The organism is Bifidobacterium callitrichidarum, from assembly GCF_003129905.1.
Lineage (GTDB): Bacteria > Actinomycetota > Actinomycetes > Actinomycetales > Bifidobacteriaceae > Bifidobacterium > Bifidobacterium callitrichidarum.
Window position 1 is genome coordinate 17,456 of sequence record NZ_QFFM01000033.1, and the last position, 16,177, is coordinate 33,632.

22 protein-coding genes are annotated in these 16,177 nt (G+C 54.1%); 13 read left to right on the plus strand and 9 right to left on the minus strand.

The window, feature by feature from the left end:
- The first annotated feature begins 213 nt into the window (after positions 1-213).
- The 6 genes from secG (at position 214) to DF196_RS11900 (ending at position 2,625) form a co-directional block, all read left to right on the plus strand.
- Positions 214-453, plus strand: coding sequence for a preprotein translocase subunit SecG (secG, locus tag DF196_RS11875; protein ID WP_109058016.1), 240 nt, complete (start codon positions 214-216; stop codon positions 451-453).
- 9 nt (positions 454-462) lie between these two features.
- The gene (locus tag DF196_RS11880) at positions 463-654 is read left to right on the plus strand and encodes a hypothetical protein (protein ID WP_109058017.1); all 192 of its coding nucleotides are present in this window, start codon (positions 463-465) and stop codon (positions 652-654) included.
- A gap of 101 nt (positions 655-755) precedes the next feature.
- Positions 756-1,022: a hypothetical protein gene (locus DF196_RS11885; RefSeq protein ID WP_109058018.1), complete on the plus strand. Its 267-nt coding sequence runs from the start codon at positions 756-758 to the stop codon at positions 1,020-1,022.
- A 136-nt stretch (positions 1,023-1,158) separates the two neighbouring features.
- The gene (locus DF196_RS11890) at positions 1,159-1,692 is read left to right on the plus strand and encodes a hypothetical protein (RefSeq protein ID WP_109058019.1); all 534 of its coding nucleotides are present in this window, start codon (positions 1,159-1,161) and stop codon (positions 1,690-1,692) included.
- 53 nt (positions 1,693-1,745) lie between these two features.
- Positions 1,746-2,291, plus strand: coding sequence for a hypothetical protein (locus DF196_RS11895; protein WP_109058020.1), 546 nt, complete (start codon positions 1,746-1,748; stop codon positions 2,289-2,291).
- Positions 2,284-2,625, plus strand: coding sequence for a hypothetical protein (locus DF196_RS11900; RefSeq protein WP_109058021.1), 342 nt, complete (start codon positions 2,284-2,286; stop codon positions 2,623-2,625). The genes DF196_RS11895 and DF196_RS11900 overlap by 8 nt, the downstream gene beginning before the upstream one ends.
- Before the next feature lie 51 nt (positions 2,626-2,676).
- Here DF196_RS11900 and DF196_RS11905 read toward each other — a convergent pair whose 3' ends face one another.
- From DF196_RS11905 to DF196_RS11940, 8 genes are all read right to left on the minus strand, one after another.
- The gene (locus tag DF196_RS11905; RefSeq protein WP_109058022.1) at positions 2,677-2,865 is read right to left on the minus strand and encodes a hypothetical protein; all 189 of its coding nucleotides are present in this window, start codon (positions 2,863-2,865) and stop codon (positions 2,677-2,679) included.
- Positions 2,866-2,964: 99 nt separating this feature from the next.
- On the minus strand, positions 2,965-3,381 hold the full coding sequence (locus DF196_RS11910) for a DUF3846 domain-containing protein (protein WP_158276324.1): 417 nt from the start codon (positions 3,379-3,381) through the stop codon (positions 2,965-2,967).
- A 74-nt stretch (positions 3,382-3,455) separates the two neighbouring features.
- Entirely contained in the window at positions 3,456-3,821 is a 366-nt protein-coding gene (locus tag DF196_RS11915; RefSeq protein WP_109058024.1) for a hypothetical protein, read from the minus strand.
- A 46-nt stretch (positions 3,822-3,867) separates the two neighbouring features.
- The gene (locus DF196_RS11920) at positions 3,868-4,512 is read right to left on the minus strand and encodes a hypothetical protein (RefSeq protein WP_109058025.1); all 645 of its coding nucleotides are present in this window, start codon (positions 4,510-4,512) and stop codon (positions 3,868-3,870) included.
- 11 nt (positions 4,513-4,523) lie between these two features.
- Positions 4,524-4,826 (minus strand): hypothetical protein, encoded by a 303-nt coding sequence (locus tag DF196_RS11925; RefSeq protein WP_109058026.1) that lies wholly within the window; start codon positions 4,824-4,826, stop codon positions 4,524-4,526.
- Positions 4,827-4,851: 25 nt separating this feature from the next.
- On the minus strand, positions 4,852-5,187 hold the full coding sequence (locus tag DF196_RS11930) for a hypothetical protein (RefSeq protein ID WP_109058027.1): 336 nt from the start codon (positions 5,185-5,187) through the stop codon (positions 4,852-4,854).
- 13 nt (positions 5,188-5,200) lie between these two features.
- Positions 5,201-5,419 carry a hypothetical protein gene (locus DF196_RS11935; protein ID WP_109058028.1) on the minus strand — a complete coding sequence of 73 codons (219 nt, stop codon included), beginning with the start codon at positions 5,417-5,419 and terminating at the stop codon, positions 5,201-5,203.
- Between the two features lie 21 nt (positions 5,420-5,440).
- On the minus strand, positions 5,441-5,647 hold the full coding sequence (locus DF196_RS11940) for a hypothetical protein (protein ID WP_109058029.1): 207 nt from the start codon (positions 5,645-5,647) through the stop codon (positions 5,441-5,443).
- 181 nt (positions 5,648-5,828) lie between these two features.
- Here DF196_RS11940 and DF196_RS11945 point away from each other — a divergent pair, with 181 nt between their 5' ends.
- The 3 genes from DF196_RS11945 to DF196_RS11955 all read left to right on the plus strand — a co-directional run bounded on the left by DF196_RS11945 (position 5,829) and on the right by DF196_RS11955 (position 12,590).
- Positions 5,829-10,190, plus strand: a complete 4,362-nt coding sequence (locus DF196_RS11945) for an LAGLIDADG family homing endonuclease (protein WP_109058030.1) — start codon at positions 5,829-5,831, stop codon at positions 10,188-10,190.
- Positions 10,191-10,212: 22 nt separating this feature from the next.
- Positions 10,213-11,055, plus strand: a complete 843-nt coding sequence (locus DF196_RS11950) for a hypothetical protein (RefSeq protein WP_109058031.1) — start codon at positions 10,213-10,215, stop codon at positions 11,053-11,055.
- 170 nt (positions 11,056-11,225) lie between these two features.
- Positions 11,226-12,590 (plus strand): glucosaminidase domain-containing protein, encoded by a 1,365-nt coding sequence (locus DF196_RS11955; RefSeq protein ID WP_109058032.1) that lies wholly within the window; start codon positions 11,226-11,228, stop codon positions 12,588-12,590.
- A gap of 66 nt (positions 12,591-12,656) precedes the next feature.
- On the opposite strand, the gene DF196_RS11960 is transcribed toward DF196_RS11955, so the two are convergent.
- Positions 12,657-13,658, minus strand: a complete 1,002-nt coding sequence (locus DF196_RS11960; protein ID WP_109058033.1) for a hypothetical protein — start codon at positions 13,656-13,658, stop codon at positions 12,657-12,659.
- A gap of 130 nt (positions 13,659-13,788) precedes the next feature.
- On the opposite strand from DF196_RS11960, the gene DF196_RS11965 reads away from it, so the two are divergent.
- The 4 genes from DF196_RS11965 to DF196_RS11980 all read left to right on the plus strand — a co-directional run bounded on the left by DF196_RS11965 (position 13,789) and on the right by DF196_RS11980 (position 15,672).
- On the plus strand, positions 13,789-14,145 hold the full coding sequence (locus DF196_RS11965) for a type II toxin-antitoxin system RelE/ParE family toxin (RefSeq protein ID WP_109058034.1): 357 nt from the start codon (positions 13,789-13,791) through the stop codon (positions 14,143-14,145).
- The gene (locus tag DF196_RS11970) at positions 14,135-14,416 is read left to right on the plus strand and encodes a helix-turn-helix domain-containing protein (RefSeq protein ID WP_109058035.1); all 282 of its coding nucleotides are present in this window, start codon (positions 14,135-14,137) and stop codon (positions 14,414-14,416) included. Before DF196_RS11965 ends, DF196_RS11970 begins: the two co-directional genes overlap by 11 nt.
- Before the next feature lie 97 nt (positions 14,417-14,513).
- Complete coding sequence (locus DF196_RS11975; protein WP_109058036.1) at positions 14,514-14,780, plus strand: hypothetical protein; 267 nt, start codon at positions 14,514-14,516, stop codon at positions 14,778-14,780.
- On the plus strand, positions 14,767-15,672 hold the full coding sequence (locus DF196_RS11980) for a zeta toxin family protein (protein ID WP_109058037.1): 906 nt from the start codon (positions 14,767-14,769) through the stop codon (positions 15,670-15,672). Before DF196_RS11975 ends, DF196_RS11980 begins: the two co-directional genes overlap by 14 nt.
- Positions 15,673-16,177 lie beyond the last annotated feature (505 nt).

Below are 16,177 nucleotides of genomic sequence, written 5' to 3' on the forward strand. Positions count from 1 at the left end.
GAAGGCGATGACCGACACCTGTTTGCCGGAGTCGCTTCGGCAGCGGTGCGGTGAGGAGGGGCATATCGGTTGGCTGCCGTTGTTGATCGGCTGCGTTCTGACAATCATTGGGTTGCGGGGTCTTGGCCTCGGATTGTTGATTCTTCTAGTCGCCTACCGGTGTTCCGGTGGCCTGTTTAAACCAAAGGAAAGTTAGGGTTATCGCGTTTTAACATGAATATTCTGTTGGTTAGCCTCAAGATCATAATCGCAGTATTGAGCGTCCTCCTGTCCCTGCTGATTCTCCTCCACAAGGGCAAGGGTGGCGGCTTGTCGGCGATGTTCGACAGTGTCGCCTCGGGTGCGAGTTCGTCCGGTGTGGCTGAGAAGAATCTGAACCGTTGGACGGTCGCCATCGCCCTGCTTTGGGTGGGGTTGATCATTGCCGTATCGCTTATCGTCAAATTCACTTAAGGAGCATATATGGAACATCCATGGTTCTGTCCGCATTGCGGTCGCTCGTTGGAGATGCGTCGTACCGTCGATAATGCGACCGGTCGTATCGGCTGGCGTGTGGAGTGTCCGGCGACTGGTCATTTCCGTACGCCGGTTTATGCGACGAAGATCGCTGCGGCGGAGAAGCTGAAGCGCCTGTTCGGTTCGCCTGAAGAGTGACGGTGGCCTGCGTCTTTTAACAACACAACTGTAGGGGGAGGGATTTTAACCTTCCCCTATTTTTTCTCGAACAAATCAATCCAGAAAGGAAACCACCAATCATGCCTACCACGACATTGGCGGACACTGCAGCCGCCTACATCAAGGAGCATCGCATCGAACGTCAGAGTCAGGCGATCGCGAACGATGAGCGCGTGACTCTGACGATCATCCAGAATCGTTGGGCGGATGCGAACAGCAAGCCGCTCGCCGGTATCGATTCCGCGCCGGAGACGGTGATGAAGGCGATTGAGACGTCCGCTTCGGGGCACAGACTGTTTTCGCGTATACGCGATGGGAAGGTTGTTGTTTACGGTTTGCGCCGCTAGTTTTCCGGTTTTTCTTATCTGACGTCTGCGTGTCGCGAAGTTCAGAGACGTAAACTGTAACTGTCCACACAGAAAAGCGGTTAGGGAAAACCTCGAACAGCCGTCCAAAAATCGAGGAAAGAAAGGAGAACACCCCATGACCGACAACAGACTCATCATCACCGGAACGTCAGCATTCTTCCGACTCGGCACCCAACGCCGAACCGGCCAGGTGTACTTCTCCCCCGACATGCTGATCCGCGAATACAACCGATTCGCATCAGACCACGACGGACGAATGCTCCTCCCCATCACCCGCTCCCACAAACCCACATTCTTCACCGAACCAGACAACCAGCACGTCATCCTCTGGTCCAGTCGAACCGGCAAAGCACTCGTCGCGGCCATCGACTTCGTAGAAGAAAAATACGACCCCGAATATCCGCCACACGTCCGCGGCTACGACATGCCGGACCCCTGGAACCAGCTGCCGGCCCGCCTCTGCCTGGGAGTATCCGAAGTCCAGGTCATGGACTTCGACCCGACCGACTATCAGACCGAACCGGTAACCAGCGTCGGCAAGATAGCCCCATTGGATGAAGCGTTGAAAGCCCGCAACGTGTCCCTGCTTCGTATCATCCCGAAACCGAATGTCGAGGTAATCTCAGACACCGACGAAGCTTTAAACTGAAATTACACACACGGAGAAGAAACTGAAAACCCCTCTCACAGGAGAAACCCAAAATGATCGAAAGCACACCGAGCCAGCGCACCGTCCTGCTGCGCATCTCGGACTACAACAATAAAGGAAGGCAGTATGTGAAACTGGCTTCCGGATACGGTGTAGTCTACAACCAGGATCCACCCATCACGCTCCTCCAATCATTGGGCGCTCACGCGGCCAGGCATAATGGGCGTGTACTCATTCCGTTCAGCGGACATATTTCCATCAAGAACGTGATCTTCTGCAAGCATTTCATCATCCTCGCCACGAACGGCGAATATCTCGCAGGTGATATCGTCAACGCCGGCGAAAACTATAGGAAGGGTGTCACCGAGGATGGTGAATACACTCTCCCGCCGGAGTATATGGCCACGAAGATGAAGATGTGGATGCGAGCCAAGAACGTGAAGGTCGGTCAGAACTTCGACCCATCCCCGTATGTGTTGGATGATTTCCGTGACGATTCCACTACCCGCCCGTTGGCCGACACCATCAATAGTTCGAAATGTTCCGCCATGATCGTATACGATCTCAGCATCCAGGAGGGGGCTGATTTCTATGAGTAGTCTGAAGCCTTTGCAGCGTTTGACCGCTGATGTGACGATTGATTTGAATCCGGAGATTATCGTCCCGTCCAAGAAGGATGGCGCGTATAAGCTGCGTAATGCGACGGTGCATATGAGCCGTCCGATTAACGGCCGTTGGTCTGTTGATAGTGTGACCGGTAATGGTGCCGTCCAGTATTTGGCTCGTACCCGTCAGGGTATGGGTTGGCGTAAGGCTTATTATCAGCGGACTGATTTCGAGGTGACGCCTGAATTGCAGGTGTTGGTTGATGAGGCTGTGAGTCTGGTTCGTGAGGATTGCCGTAAGGCGTTGCAATCCGGAACCGTTGAGTGACGGCTGATTTTCTCGTAGGGGGCGGAATCCTTTGGGTTCCGTCCTTTTCTTTTAGCATGCGATATTCGGCCAGCTCAATGGTTCATATGGATGACCGGATAGGTCACGGGGCACCCCATCCCCTATCGTCTCCCCGGTCGCTCCTTTGCCAATGGCTTCCAAATCCAGCTGTTCACGCATGAGGTTGAGATAACGGTAATAGGCTGAGACGGCTTGCACGTAATCACCTTGTTCGCTCATCGTATGATTCCTTCGAGGCAGATTCCGTTTTCGTGGTTTGCAGTCGGTTTCAGATTATTGCCTGTTCTCACATGGATTGTTGTGCGGTTTGACATGACGTCAAGATAAGGCCTTGAACAGGGATTCGCCGGAAGCATCATATCCGACCGCGTGAATTCGCCCATTCACCTTGGTGATGAACTCCGCATCATGGAACCGGTCCGAATACTCCATCGTCTGTTCCTCGGATAAAGACCGGAATCCCGCATGCGTCGGATCCGAGGCGACGATGATGAACGTACCGAAGACAACCGCCCTGTTCACACCGAATTCTCGGATGATACGACACGGCTTTCCACGGAACGAGCCTTCCTCGTTGCAGATGGCGACGATACCCGGGTCAAGCGGAATAACCTCGATGTATCCTTCGACCAGTTGCTGCAGCGAGGCCAGACTGTTGTCTATATTCTCGACCGTGGCGTTCTCTCCGGGCCTGCAAATGACAGCCCGGAGCATCCTATCCGCATTGTCCATCATGTTCGTTTCCATGTGTAATGGTTTTCAGAATCAAACCCTTGATTCCATGAAAACCCAATCCGGTCCGGTGAACGTCAGTAGTTGAAACCGGTCAGGATATTGAACAGGACGGTCAACGTATCCTCATCGGCATCGTCGAAACGCACCAGACCGGTCGTCACCTCACCATTTGCGTCAACCCTGGTGGCATACAGGACCGGGTCACCTTCCTCGGTCGTGGCGGGAATATACACGAAGGAGGTCACGTCGTAGGTTCCAACCGTGCGTGTGCTCCACATGGCACTGGGGACGAGATGCACGCCGGTTTGTCCCTTGGAAGGCGTGGAAGTCAGTTCAGCGGAGGGGGTGAGCTTCTCGTACAGGTTGCGGATGATTTCGCGGACGTCCTTGTTGCGGGGTTCGATGTCGGTGGTCTTATTGTCTTCGACGAGGGTGGCCATGATGGTTTGTTTTCCTTACTTGTTGTGGTTTCTTTGTTGACTGTTGTTACTGGATGCTGATGGGACGGAACGCTTCGACTACCGAATTGCGTTGAATCCAGGCCGGCTGGCTACCCGTGCCAAGTCGGACTTCGAGACCGTTGCCGGACGGGGAGATCGCGAGGACGGTCAGACGGTCGGTCATGCCCTCCAGACGAACCTTGTCGCCGACCTCCACGTCCAGGACGTTCACCGGCGTCAACCCGTCGAAACGGCCGATACCACGTGCGGCAAGTTCGAACATGTCGAACAGGTGTCGGCATTCCACCGCGTGAACCTCATCCGGATCGTTCAGATTCACATGCCAACCGCAACGGCAGGTGACGCCCGTCTGCTCGTTCGCTTGGGTTGTGACACGGAAATCATGGTCGCCGGCGATCATCGCGATCACCGTATGACGGGTTTCCGGCGTCAACCGCTGGTTTTCGGCGAGGACGAGGGGCGTATTGCATTTGGGGCATTCGACGGTGTCCCAGGCTTCCGGACGTTCCGGCAGCAGGCTGACGGTCTTGCAGGCGGGGCAGGTCGCATACCAGACCGCGTTGATCGGCGCGCGACGGGACGCGGTCCGCTTGGACAGGTTGAACCTGCTGATCTTGCGAACCGTTTCGGAAATCAGGTTGAGGTTGGTGGCGGTGAGAACGGAGGACATGATGATTGGTTTTAGCTTTCCTTTTCGAAAGACCAGGCGAGATTGCCGGTGGTCTTGACCTTGTAATGCGCCCACGCTTCCAAATCGACGTGGCCGCGAACGTAAAGGGTGCCGCATTTCGTCGTATGCACCCTAAGAGTGCCGCCATCCGTGACGACGCAGGATTGTTCCTGCATGGGGATGGGGATGATGCTCGCCGGAGCGAACCACAAGTATCCGATGAGCAGTAGGACCACGGCTACGGGGATTGCCGTGATACGGGCCGGGGTCCATTGCGAGCCGGTTTTGGTGTGTGTTGCCTTGTGTCGTGCCATTTCGGATTCTTCTTACTAGAGGTGTTTAGTTGTTTCGGATGGTGATGTATTCGGTGTCGCCGTGGTATCCGAAGCGGAGGTCTCCCCTGTCGCAGATGAGTGCGAGCTGTTCGACGGTCAGATTCTGCGGGTTGTGGAAGATACGGTATTTGGTGAGGTCCGAATCACTGCCGAGGATGCTGATGACCGTGTGGTCGGGGTGTTCGCGGATGGTGTTTTCGGCGTCGATGCTGCTGTAGACGCGGTCCACAGTGTCCGTGTACTGCTTGTAGATGAGCTGGTTTTGCTGGAATTTGATGTCCCGGTCCACGTCGTAGGCGTACCGGCTCCAGATGGGTTGGTTGTCGAGTGTGGTGTTCACTTCGTTGGTTTCCTTAGTGTGTGTTGTTCCATGGGATGAGCGCTTCGATCATTTGACCGGCGCGGTGGCTGTCGAGGAAGCCGGTTTTCTCAAGTAGTGTGAGGTTCTGGCATTTCCATGGGCAGTTGGGGATGTTTTCGATTTGGTCGAGACTGTCGCATCGGGCTAACCGGAGGATGAGGTTGATCTGGTCCTTGGTTGCGGGATGGTTGTCGTTGGCGTAGTTGACCATGTGCGGGGTCTGGGGTGTTTTTTACTGGAGGCTGATGCAGATGGCCTTTTCCGCGTTGGGGTTGTTTTCGCTGGTGTGGGAGATGCCGTCTTCGGAGTCTACGAGTGTATTGGTGATTCCGGTGATGGTGTCGTAGTAGTCGGGGTCTCCGGCGTTGACGATGACGGTGGTGTTGCCGTACTGGGTTTTGAGTTGTTCGAGCTGGTCGATGAGTTCCTGTACGTGCATGGTCTCTCTCCTTGGTTGGCGGGCTCTGTGTTTTGGGTTTTTCAACCCTTTTTGTGTGGACGTCTTCAGTATATCCATATGGTTTGCGCGACACGCCGAAAATTTGAAAACCAACCCCAACCAGCCCAAACTGAAATAAGCGTGTACAAAACATCAGATTGAAACCAATAACCTCGAAAGCATGGCCAACACCAATGAATCAACCCAACAAACCGAATCCTTCATCAGCCCAGACACCCGCTACGGACTCCTCCGCGCAGTCACCCCCGACCGCACCGTCTGGCTCTACGCAAAAATCCCACCCAGCGCAGCCCTCACAGACGGAGCCAACAACAACAAACGCAGCCAAGTCTGCGCACAACTCATGGCATTCTTCGACGGCCTAGCCGGCCAAGTCACCGTCAGCGGCATGAAATACCGCTACATGCTCAAAAGCCAATACCGAGCCTTCCACCTCCTCTCCGGCGCAATCCCAGTCCCCTACCAGACCGCACCGAAAATGAGAGGAACCGACCTCGGCAACTGGCAAAACCAGGCATACCAAAGCCAACGAGTCCAACGACAATTCGCCGTCATCGGAGTACCACTCCACACCGGAAGCCTCACCGCAGGAAAAACCCGCCACCCGAGACTCCTGGAACGAGCCTTCACCTCCATCGACCGACTCGCCTACTCCATCGCCAACGGCCAACCAACCTTCGAAGAATACCTAGACGACGCGCACACCATCGAGACCATCATGCTCAACGCCGGCCTCGAACCATTCACCCGCATGGACAACAACAAATTCAACGAAACCCTGTCCATGATGAAAAGCTGGTGGGTGGCCGACAACAGCATGAGCGCCCTCGGTGTCCTACCCGAAAACGACCACATACACCTGTTCGGCAGCGTCGACACCGCCAAACAGGCCAAAAAATTCTATGACGACGGAAAACCGTGCGACGACTGGAACCTCGACAACGAGTATCCAGCCACCATCTGCTTCGCAAGGTCCAGCGACTTCCAAGGCAACAAGGTTGCCGACGCATCCAACCAGTGGATCGCGAGAATGCTCGAAGTCGCCGAAGCAGGTGGAGCTAACACGGTGGGCGTCAGCATCAGAGGAGTGGTCGAACCCGCAGCGGTCACCGCGGACCAGATCCGCAGGAACCGCAAGACAATCGACGAAACCGTAAGGGATCGTCACCGTCACGGTCGCGAAGCGACAGGTGACATGGAGGAGATCATGGACAAGCTTGAGTACAAGCGCAACATCTACAAGAACGAGAATATGCCGCCGACGCTGATCGATCTGAGCGTCGCCGCCTGCGTGGCCGGTAAGAAGAAGATCGCATTGGATGCTTTGGCCGCGGTGCCGGGCGTCGAGTTCGTGAACATGAATACCGCTAACGAGCAGTTGAACGGTTTCAAGAGCATGCAACCGTGTTCACCGATTCGTATGACCCCGTACGAGTTGCAGTGGTCAGCCCCCTGCGTTGCCGGTGGTGGTGTGAGCAGTATGGCTGTGGCCGGCGATAAGACGGGTGCTTTGCTTGGTTTTTCCGAGGCGAATCGTCAGCCGGTGTATATCGGTACGACCACCGTTCAGGATGAAGACAAAAAGCCCTTCATGGTTATTGCGGGCTCGACAGGCTCGGGCAAAGCTAATGCAATATCTTCACATTTGCCGGTACCTCCTCAGAGTAAATACCCGCATGGACAAGTCATCCGATTTGGCGACTTGGAAAAAGGCGACTTCGTCTACGGCCGCGACGGCAAGCCTGCGGAGGTAAAAGAGCTGCACCCCATCATCAACAAAGACATCTACGAGGTCACACTCAGCGACGGACAGAAAATCAAGGCATCCGGAGACCACCTATGGACCGTTAGCAGCTTCACCGACCGCAACAAGAACCGCAGCCAACACCATCTGACGGCCATAAGCCGCTACAACGAACTTACGGAAATCTCTGAAAAGCTACAGGACCTTTCCCAGACCTATCCGGTAGACCAGACCATGACCTCAAAAGAACTAGGCGAAGTCGTAAAGCCGATCATCGGCAAATGGCTGGGAAAGGCAGACCCCGAACGATGGGTCAGAGCCTCTCTTCACCTCATGGACTTTAGCGGTCAAACCGAGGTTCGCGACGAATTCAAACAGAGCAGCGGCACCGCATACACTCACAAGCAGAACTGCATGCGATACGACCCGAAGACCGCTCTGACATATCTTGTGGAACACTTCGACTATGTGGCGACACATGACAAGAGGTGGCGCAAGCAGGCTCAGATCAAGGCGGATAGGCTACGCGCTCATCTGAATGATGAGTTCGATAGGGGAATCAGCGATTCCGATATCATCGCCATGCTCGGAGATATGGCGCCGAAGAACCACGGCGCCTTCTCTACCATGCTTAAAAAGGCTGGTTTTGAACCGATTTCCTACTGGGATGAGAACACCCGTGTCATGCCAGACAGAAGCGGACAACGCTCTCTGATCACTTTCAACGTGCGTGGCGCGCTCATTGCTATTTCAATCAGACTGCTCCAACGTTATTGGGATGACGAGCCCAACACGGATTATGAGGAACAGGTAGTGTCCACCCGCGAAATGCTTGCACAGGGAATTACCCGACCTGCCTCATTTGGCGGTCAAGCCGAATGGGCTATTCACGTGCCTAAGCCTGTCCAGAATAGGCATCTCGCACTTCCAGTCGACCCATACCTTCTCGGAGCATGGCTGGCAGATGGAACCATCAAAACAGGCACGATTGCTTCTAATCCTTACAATGGTGACCTCGAATACCTCATGAAGAGGTTCGAAGCAAAGGGATACCCCTGCCATCGTCTGACGAACATATACGCTTTTTCAGCGCAGGGCTTCATCACTGACCTGAAGAAAATCGGAGTGTACGACCACAAGTTCATTCCGGAACAGTATTTCTTCGCGGATATCGAACAGCGTCTTGAACTGGTCCGAGGGTTGATTGATCAAGACGGCAGCATCGACAACAAGCTAGGCAGTATCGAGTTCTGCCAGAGCCTCGATCATAAGGAGATTATCCGAGGCGTTATCCGTCTGCTTCGATCTTTGGGAATCGTGGTGCATGAATACAGTCAAAGCGAAGCCGGATACACTGTCGGAGATGAACGAATCAGTACGCAAGATCGTCTGAGAATCACATTCACCACTGACATCCCAGTCTTTGCCCTGAAGCGTAAGAGGGACAAGCTCCCAACGGAACTACGAGAAACCCAACAGTGGCTCTATATCAAGGACATCAAGCCCATTGCAGATGAGCCAGCCCGTTGCATCACCGTAGACAGTCCGGACCATACCTATCTAATCGAAGACTATGTTCCGACGCATAACACGATGACCTTGCTGTCGTTGGCGTTCCAGTGGATGAAGATCGATTCGCGTTCCGGTAAGGGTAAGACGCCTGTGATCTTCATTGATCCTAAGGAGGATTCCGACTTCTCCGAGCCTGTGATCGCCCGTGGTGGAACCGTGTATTCAATGGATTCGGATATTGCTAACGGTACGTTCGACCCGTTGAACGTGTTGCAGAATCCGGAAGAGGCGAAGGAAATGGCGGCTATCATGCTGTCCAACATCTTCTCCCCCGGTGGCAAGGATGCGGATATGGAGATTTCCGTGACCGCCATGCTTGACTTCGGTATTAAGGCCGGGGCCAAATGTTGTGGTGTCGCCATCGAAACCGCGTATCAGGCGTTCAAACGTGGAGGTGCGGAAGCCAAGGTACTGCCTCCGAACACGGAACAAGTGCGTGATCAGGTCATGCGACTGCTCCGCTCCAACCAGTTCCTGCGTATCATCGTCGGCACGACCCAGGATGTGAAACCGTTGAAGGTGTCCCAGGCGTTGACGTTGATCAAGGCTGGTAAGCGTTCCATCGTGCCTGCCGAAGGTTCAGAAGGAACCGTGACCGGTCGTATTCAACGTTGGGTGTTGCGTATGACCGTGTTGGGGGCCGGTGCCGCTGTGCGTGGCCGTGATGGTATGGTGATTCTCGATGAGGCGTGGGTGGCCTTGGGTGCCGATTCGGGTACGGTCGTCCAACAGTGGGGTCGTCTGGCTCGTTCCCAGCGTTTCACTCCTGTGTTGGCTTCACAGAAGGTGGATGAGTTCATTGACGCTGGTTTGACGGGTGCTATCAGCCGTGGCCTGTTGTTGAGCTTGGATGATTCCGAGGCTGACGGTGGTTCGGCTTCCGTGGCCAAGGCCGCGTTGAAACTGTTCTCGGTTGATGATTCGGATGGTCATATTCGTAGCCGCATGCCGTTACCGCCGGTGAAGGATAATGGTGCTCCGAACTGGTCGAGCTTGCAGCGTTTGAAGAATCCAAACAATCCGAAGGAAACGATTCGTGGCGCGGTCGGATATTTCGAGGATAACGGACAATTGCCTGTGCCTGTCGAGATATGGATTCCGCCTAAACTGTTGCAGGAGATCTCCACTACGGCTACGGATGTTATCGCCCGTGAGGAGCGTAAGAAGCGTTTGATGCAGCAACAGCAGCAAGAGCAGAACCGGTAGGTTCGGGAAGTGAGGACCCGATATGGGTTATAACAATATGTTCGGGTCGAGGCGTCAGTTCATTGACAATTCGACTGATGATGATACGTCGACGCCGTCCGCGGATTTGCTGCATGCGGCGAAGGATGTGACGGTGAAACCGGAGCAGAAACCCCTCAGATTCGAGGGGTTTGGTTCCACGCTTCCACTGTTGTTGGAGCGTCCGAGCAAGTATATTCAGCGTATGACGGGTGCCGCGCGGAATATGATTCAGACGGCGGATGGTTCGCCGGCTGAGAGTCGTATCCTGTTCAGCCCGGTGGTGAGTCTCCCGTTCTTCGTGTTGGATGGTTCGGAGAAGTTCGCCAATGAGGATGTGTTGAAATACCCGTTGCTGCATGCGCCGGCGAACCATCCGTTGACTGATCCGGAACAGTTGGATGTGTACGTGTTGACGTTGATCACCATGTATGTGACGGCCGGCATGCTGGCTGAGGATTATGACGGCAGCGTGTACACGTATGGCGTGGAGGGGGAGTTCGAGATCGCGGATGACGTGTGGGCTGCGGCTGAGGAATGGTCGAAGGATGTGGCTCCTATCATTCGTGAAATCAACTTGGCTCGTATCGCCCAGTTCGCTTCCCTCGCGTGGGAGGAGGAGCAGCCTGCGTTCGAAATGCTGGAGCAGGCGTGGGGCGTGAACCCGGATGACTGGCAGCCGTTGGCGGATAAGATGCCTGAGAACGTGGATTTGTTGAAGCATGATTATGACATCATCACGAATCTGCCGTTCGAACCGTATTCGGAATTGTCATCCCAGTATGAGCAGGAGTTGAAGGATAAGGCCGAGGAAGCTGCGGCTCCGATGGCTGAATCATTGATCTGACCTGTATATTGTGTTGGCCTGTTGTGCCCCGTTCTCTCCAAGGGAGAATGGGGCACAACGCTTTCTCCAACCAAAAATAACCGGCATAATGGAAGACGGACCAAATCTCAGACAGGACCCCTTTAGGGAGCGCAAGAGCGGAAGAAAGCGTATCCCGAAGGAGGTCACACATGTCCTCGGATTCACATAAAGCATTCTGGAAAACCCCCGCAGGGAAAATAGCGGTCGCGTTGATCCTGTTCCTCGGCATGCCCGGTTTCCTCATGTTGTCAAGTACGGTCATGGTGTCCACCATGGTCAGTTCCATAGGTGGCGTCGCAGGCGAAGCCACGGCGACCAGTGATAGTTGCGGAGGAAGTTCCAGCAGTGGTGGTAGCAGTGATGGTGGCGGTAGTGGTGATGCGGCCACTGCGCCGACCCGTACGGTCGAACAATGGGTGAAGGACTTCGGTCAATACGCATACGACACGGGAAAGAAATACGGTATCCCATGGGAGGCAATCCTCACCCAAGGAGCCTTCGAATCCGGATACGGTTCCTCAGCCCCAGGCCACAACTATTTCGGTATCCGCGCGTGGAAGGATGGTCAGCCAACTGTCCAGGTTCCTATGTGGGAATCCGGCCCCAGCGGCCCATACCTTGATACCTCCGCATCATTCGCCGCATACGATAGCGACGCGGCAGGTTTCGACGGGTACGGTGAGTTCATCACCAGCAACAGCCGCTACTGGCAGGCATTGCAAGAGGAGAACCGTCGAGACCCGATCAAGTACATTACCGCCATCAAAGCCGCCGGTTACGCGACCGACCCGGATTATGTGGCGAAGTGGACGAACTTCTACAACGAGATCAAGGCCGCTATCAAAAAGGTCGGCAAAAAGGAATGGTTGCCGTCCAGCAAAGTCAAGTACGATCGCGAACCGCCGAAAGCCCCCGGCGACGGGGCGACAGCCGGCGGTGATTCAGGCTCATCATCCAGCGGCGGTTCCACGACCACCTGCAGTAATTCCAGCAGTGACGATGATGGCAACGCCGTGTACGGCGGTCTAGGAGATGCTCCGACGAAGACCGATAACTTCGGTTGGATGTGCAAAACCAAGCTGAAGATCTGCAGCCCCGGTGATTACGGTGTACCGAAGATTTCCTGGTCCGGTGATTATCAGTGCTACTGGTATTGGCTTGCCCGCAGTTGGCTGGTGCATGATGGCGATATTCAGAACCCGTTCACGGCTAACGGCGGAGAGTTGTATAACTGGGCTCAGGGGCAACCTGACTGGGATACTTCCACAGCTCCGCGACCGGGTGCCGGCGTGAGCTTCTGGGGCAACGGAAACAACCACGTGGCGTTCGTGGAGAAGGTGGAGAAGGACCCCTCCGGCTGGAAGATCATGATCAGTGAGGGTAACTTCACTCGTCCTGGTGTTGCTGCTGGATCATGGAACACGTACAACACTCGTTGGCTGACGAAGGACCAGTTCCTTGCGTCCGGCGGTACGGGATTCTTCTGGAAGAAGTCGTGGCATATGAAGAGCTGACCGTAACCCCTCTATATATGGAAGAACCTCCCAAAGTTGGGAGGTTCTTCCATATCCAAGCGCGTATCAGAATGACGACGGACAACTACCGTCAGGAAGCGGATTCTGACACTGGCTGGCCGGTTGACCGGCGGAACCACCGCCTGCTGGAATCTTCAGATCCTTCCAGGCACTCCAGTCGACGCCATCATCCCCGCCGGTTTGGGGAGCTCCCAGTAATGGGCTTTCACCATAGTGGGACAAGCCCATGTCAGGCTGGCCTTTGACGGGGATAGCGTATCGGGTTGCCGTGGTCAGATTGTTGGCCATGGTGTCGTCCCATTCCTGCATCCATGGGTCTATCCACCATGGGTCCGAGGTTTCATGTTTGACGGATGCGACCTTGTTGTCACGGATCGTCAGTAGGTCGTTGACCTCGTAATTCTTCCAGGCTGGGGTGATGGCACTGTAATCCCCCGCCCCATACGTGTCGGTGTCCTGCACGAGTATCGACCGGACGGTTCCGGTGACGCGAATATTATCGCCTTCGACCTTCGCGACCGGCCCTTTAACCCAACGGGTTCCGGTACCCAAGGCTTCCTTGTTCCACCAGTCACCCATGGTCAACTGTGTCGAACAGGACGTCTGATAACCACGCTGGCAGGGAATGCTTACAACGGTGGGGCCCGCATCCTTGTCCGGCTTGAATGAGATCAATGCGGTGAGAGGATTATCCCCCAAGGCGGGAGTTCGCAACGCTGCGACTACTGCCGCGGCATCCTGTTGCGCATAGGTAGCCGGGTTCACAGTCGAATCGGTTCCCCAGTCGCGCGCGTTCTTCTCATACTGGATGGCCAGTTCCAAGGCCGCGCGATCGGTTTGGGTTGGCTTGCCGGCTTCGGTGTTCTGCTTGTCGGTTTCAGACTGTGTTTCGGTTTTCTTCGACGGCTTCTTCTTATCCACCGTCTGCGACTGCTCCGTATCCTTCTCATTCCCGGTCACATGACGTCGCCACATCACCCAGCCGGTGGCGAGACCAGCCACCAGGACGATCGCGGCGATGATGGCGATGATCTTTTTGGAGTTCATATTGACGTGTCCTTCTGCCTGGTTTGGCTTTTACTGGGGCTAAGTGTAGAGGTCGATGGGTTGGTGGAAATACTCGTCTTTTGCTGAATCTCCATTGAAAACCGGTAGCGAATACGCTACCATATATCTTATGGTGAGATTTGATTACTACACGGAAGGCGACCATTCTTCGCAGTTTGAGGAATGGATTAGAAAGCTACCCCCGAAAGACAAGATCAAACTACTTGCCACCATACACAACATTGAACAGTACGGCCTTCAAATCGCCTTAAGAAAGGAATGGGTTAAGAAGATAGACGACGAGATATGGGAAATCAGATCACGATTTGGCAACAACATTCAAAGAGGCCCTTTCTTCTTTGCTCAAGGCGACTTATGCATCATCACCCACGGATTCACTAAGAAAACTCAAAAGACACCCAAGTCGGAGATTAATCGAGCACGCGAAATAATGAAACGGTACAAGGAGAATAATCATGCCCACTAAGAGTTTCGACGATCTTTATGCCCAGATGATAAAAGAAGACCCGTCATTGGAAGAGCAGGTCAATGAAGAAATGGCCAGAATGGTTGTTGGCATGCAGCTCAATGACGCCCGAGCCAAGTCCGGGCTTAGCCTTGATAGTCTTTCCAAGAAGAGTGGAGTAGCCAAGACCACCATTCTCCGAATCGAGCACGGGAACGCTTCCCCTTCGATTCTTACCATGCAGAAACTCGCCAAGGCCATGGGTTTGAATTTCCAAACATCGTTTGCCTAAAAATGGTTGTTTCGCCATGTAAACGCGCTGCTTACGGCGTGTCTTAACCAGTAAATATATATACTGTAATTGTCCACACGGAATAGGAGGAGAACAAATGACCCAGCTCGAAAACTACGACGACTTCACGCTCTATGAAGTCTTCTACGAAACCGGCACCGAACTCGGCGGCGTCTATTCCGCACTGGAAGACAAGTACGAGAACAACCCCGTCAAGTTCCACGAAATCCAGCAGCAGCACATCCAACTGAATAAAGACAGGGAGCACGTCCTGAAGTCTGATAGGGAATCCCAAATCAGGCTCATCAAGGAATGGGATACGCGCCGAGCTGCACTGGAGGCCGAACTCAATGGAGTACAGTGACGAATATCTGAAACAACGCTGGTTCCAAAGAATCAAACCAGTGGTTTTCCACGGACAACCGAAATCGAACAATCCTGCGACCGTCTTTCTCGGAGGACAGCCGGCCGCAGGAAAAACTTCCGGCCAAGAAATAGCCACACGGCTCCACCCCGGTTTGATACCCATTGTCGGAGACGATTATCGACAGTTCTATCCCGACTATCTGGAGCTACTGAATCATCCCAAGGAAATGCCAATCAGGACGGCACACGCCGCAGGATTATGGACAGGCATGTGCGTCAGGTATGCAGACGACAACAACTATTCGACACTCATCGAAGGTACTTGGAGAAACGCTGACACGGTTCTCAACGAATCCAAATACGCGAAAAGCATCGGACGCAGTACTCACGCGATAATAGTGGCCACTCCCCCTGCATTAAGCCGAATAGGCATGCTTTCCAGATATTACGGAAGCTTGGCTGCGGGAAAATACGCCCGGTGGACACCCATTGAAGCTCACGATACGACAGTTGAAGCCCTCGAAGACAATGTATATACGATTGCGATAGATGATTCTATCGATCGTTTTACCGTAACCAATCGGCAAGGTGACATACTCGCCGATGCAACAGGAGACGATAAGGACGAGTGCTGGAACGCCTGGTCGGACGCTTTCAATAGTCCACTGGATGATGCTGAACGCGACCAAATGAAGAAGTCCATAAATCTCATACGCGAATACTTATCCGAACATGACGATGACGGAAAGGAAACCGCCCTCAAGATCATGAACCAATTGGAAATCGAAGAAGAGCTCATAGAGCCGCCACGTCCCGTAGCGGATAAGGGTATATGGGTTCCGAACCGAACCAAAGATGGCAAGTATACTGAAGGCGGACACTGGCGTTAATCAGACATAAGTTCTCCGAAAAGGAGGCATCGGGCAATCCGATGCCTCCTTTTTTCATGTTCGGTTTTTCATGTCGATGTTCGCTGTTGCGGTGTGGCGTTACTGCAGTGTCGTACAAGTGTTTTTGTGGGTGCCACACCCGCCACACGTCTGCCACACCGGGTGTGGCACCTGTTAGCCCTACTCCTGATTGGGTTTTCGGGGTGTTGCCACACCGCCACACCGGTTTGCATGTAAAACAGGTTGCGATGATGACGTCGGGTCGATTTACTTGCATTCCGGTGTGGCGGTGTGGCAGTAGCCTCTAATCCCTTGTGGGAGTAGGTGTTTCGTCTGCCACACCGGGTGTGGCACCGATGTTACGCCGTGGCAGTTCACAGTTCCTTCACATTTGAGTGCCACACCTGCCACACCGCTGCCACACCCGCTGTGGCACCCGTCAGCCCTACTCCCATATAGTATTAATAACCCCCGCCACACCGTAACGGCGGGATGTATATAGAAG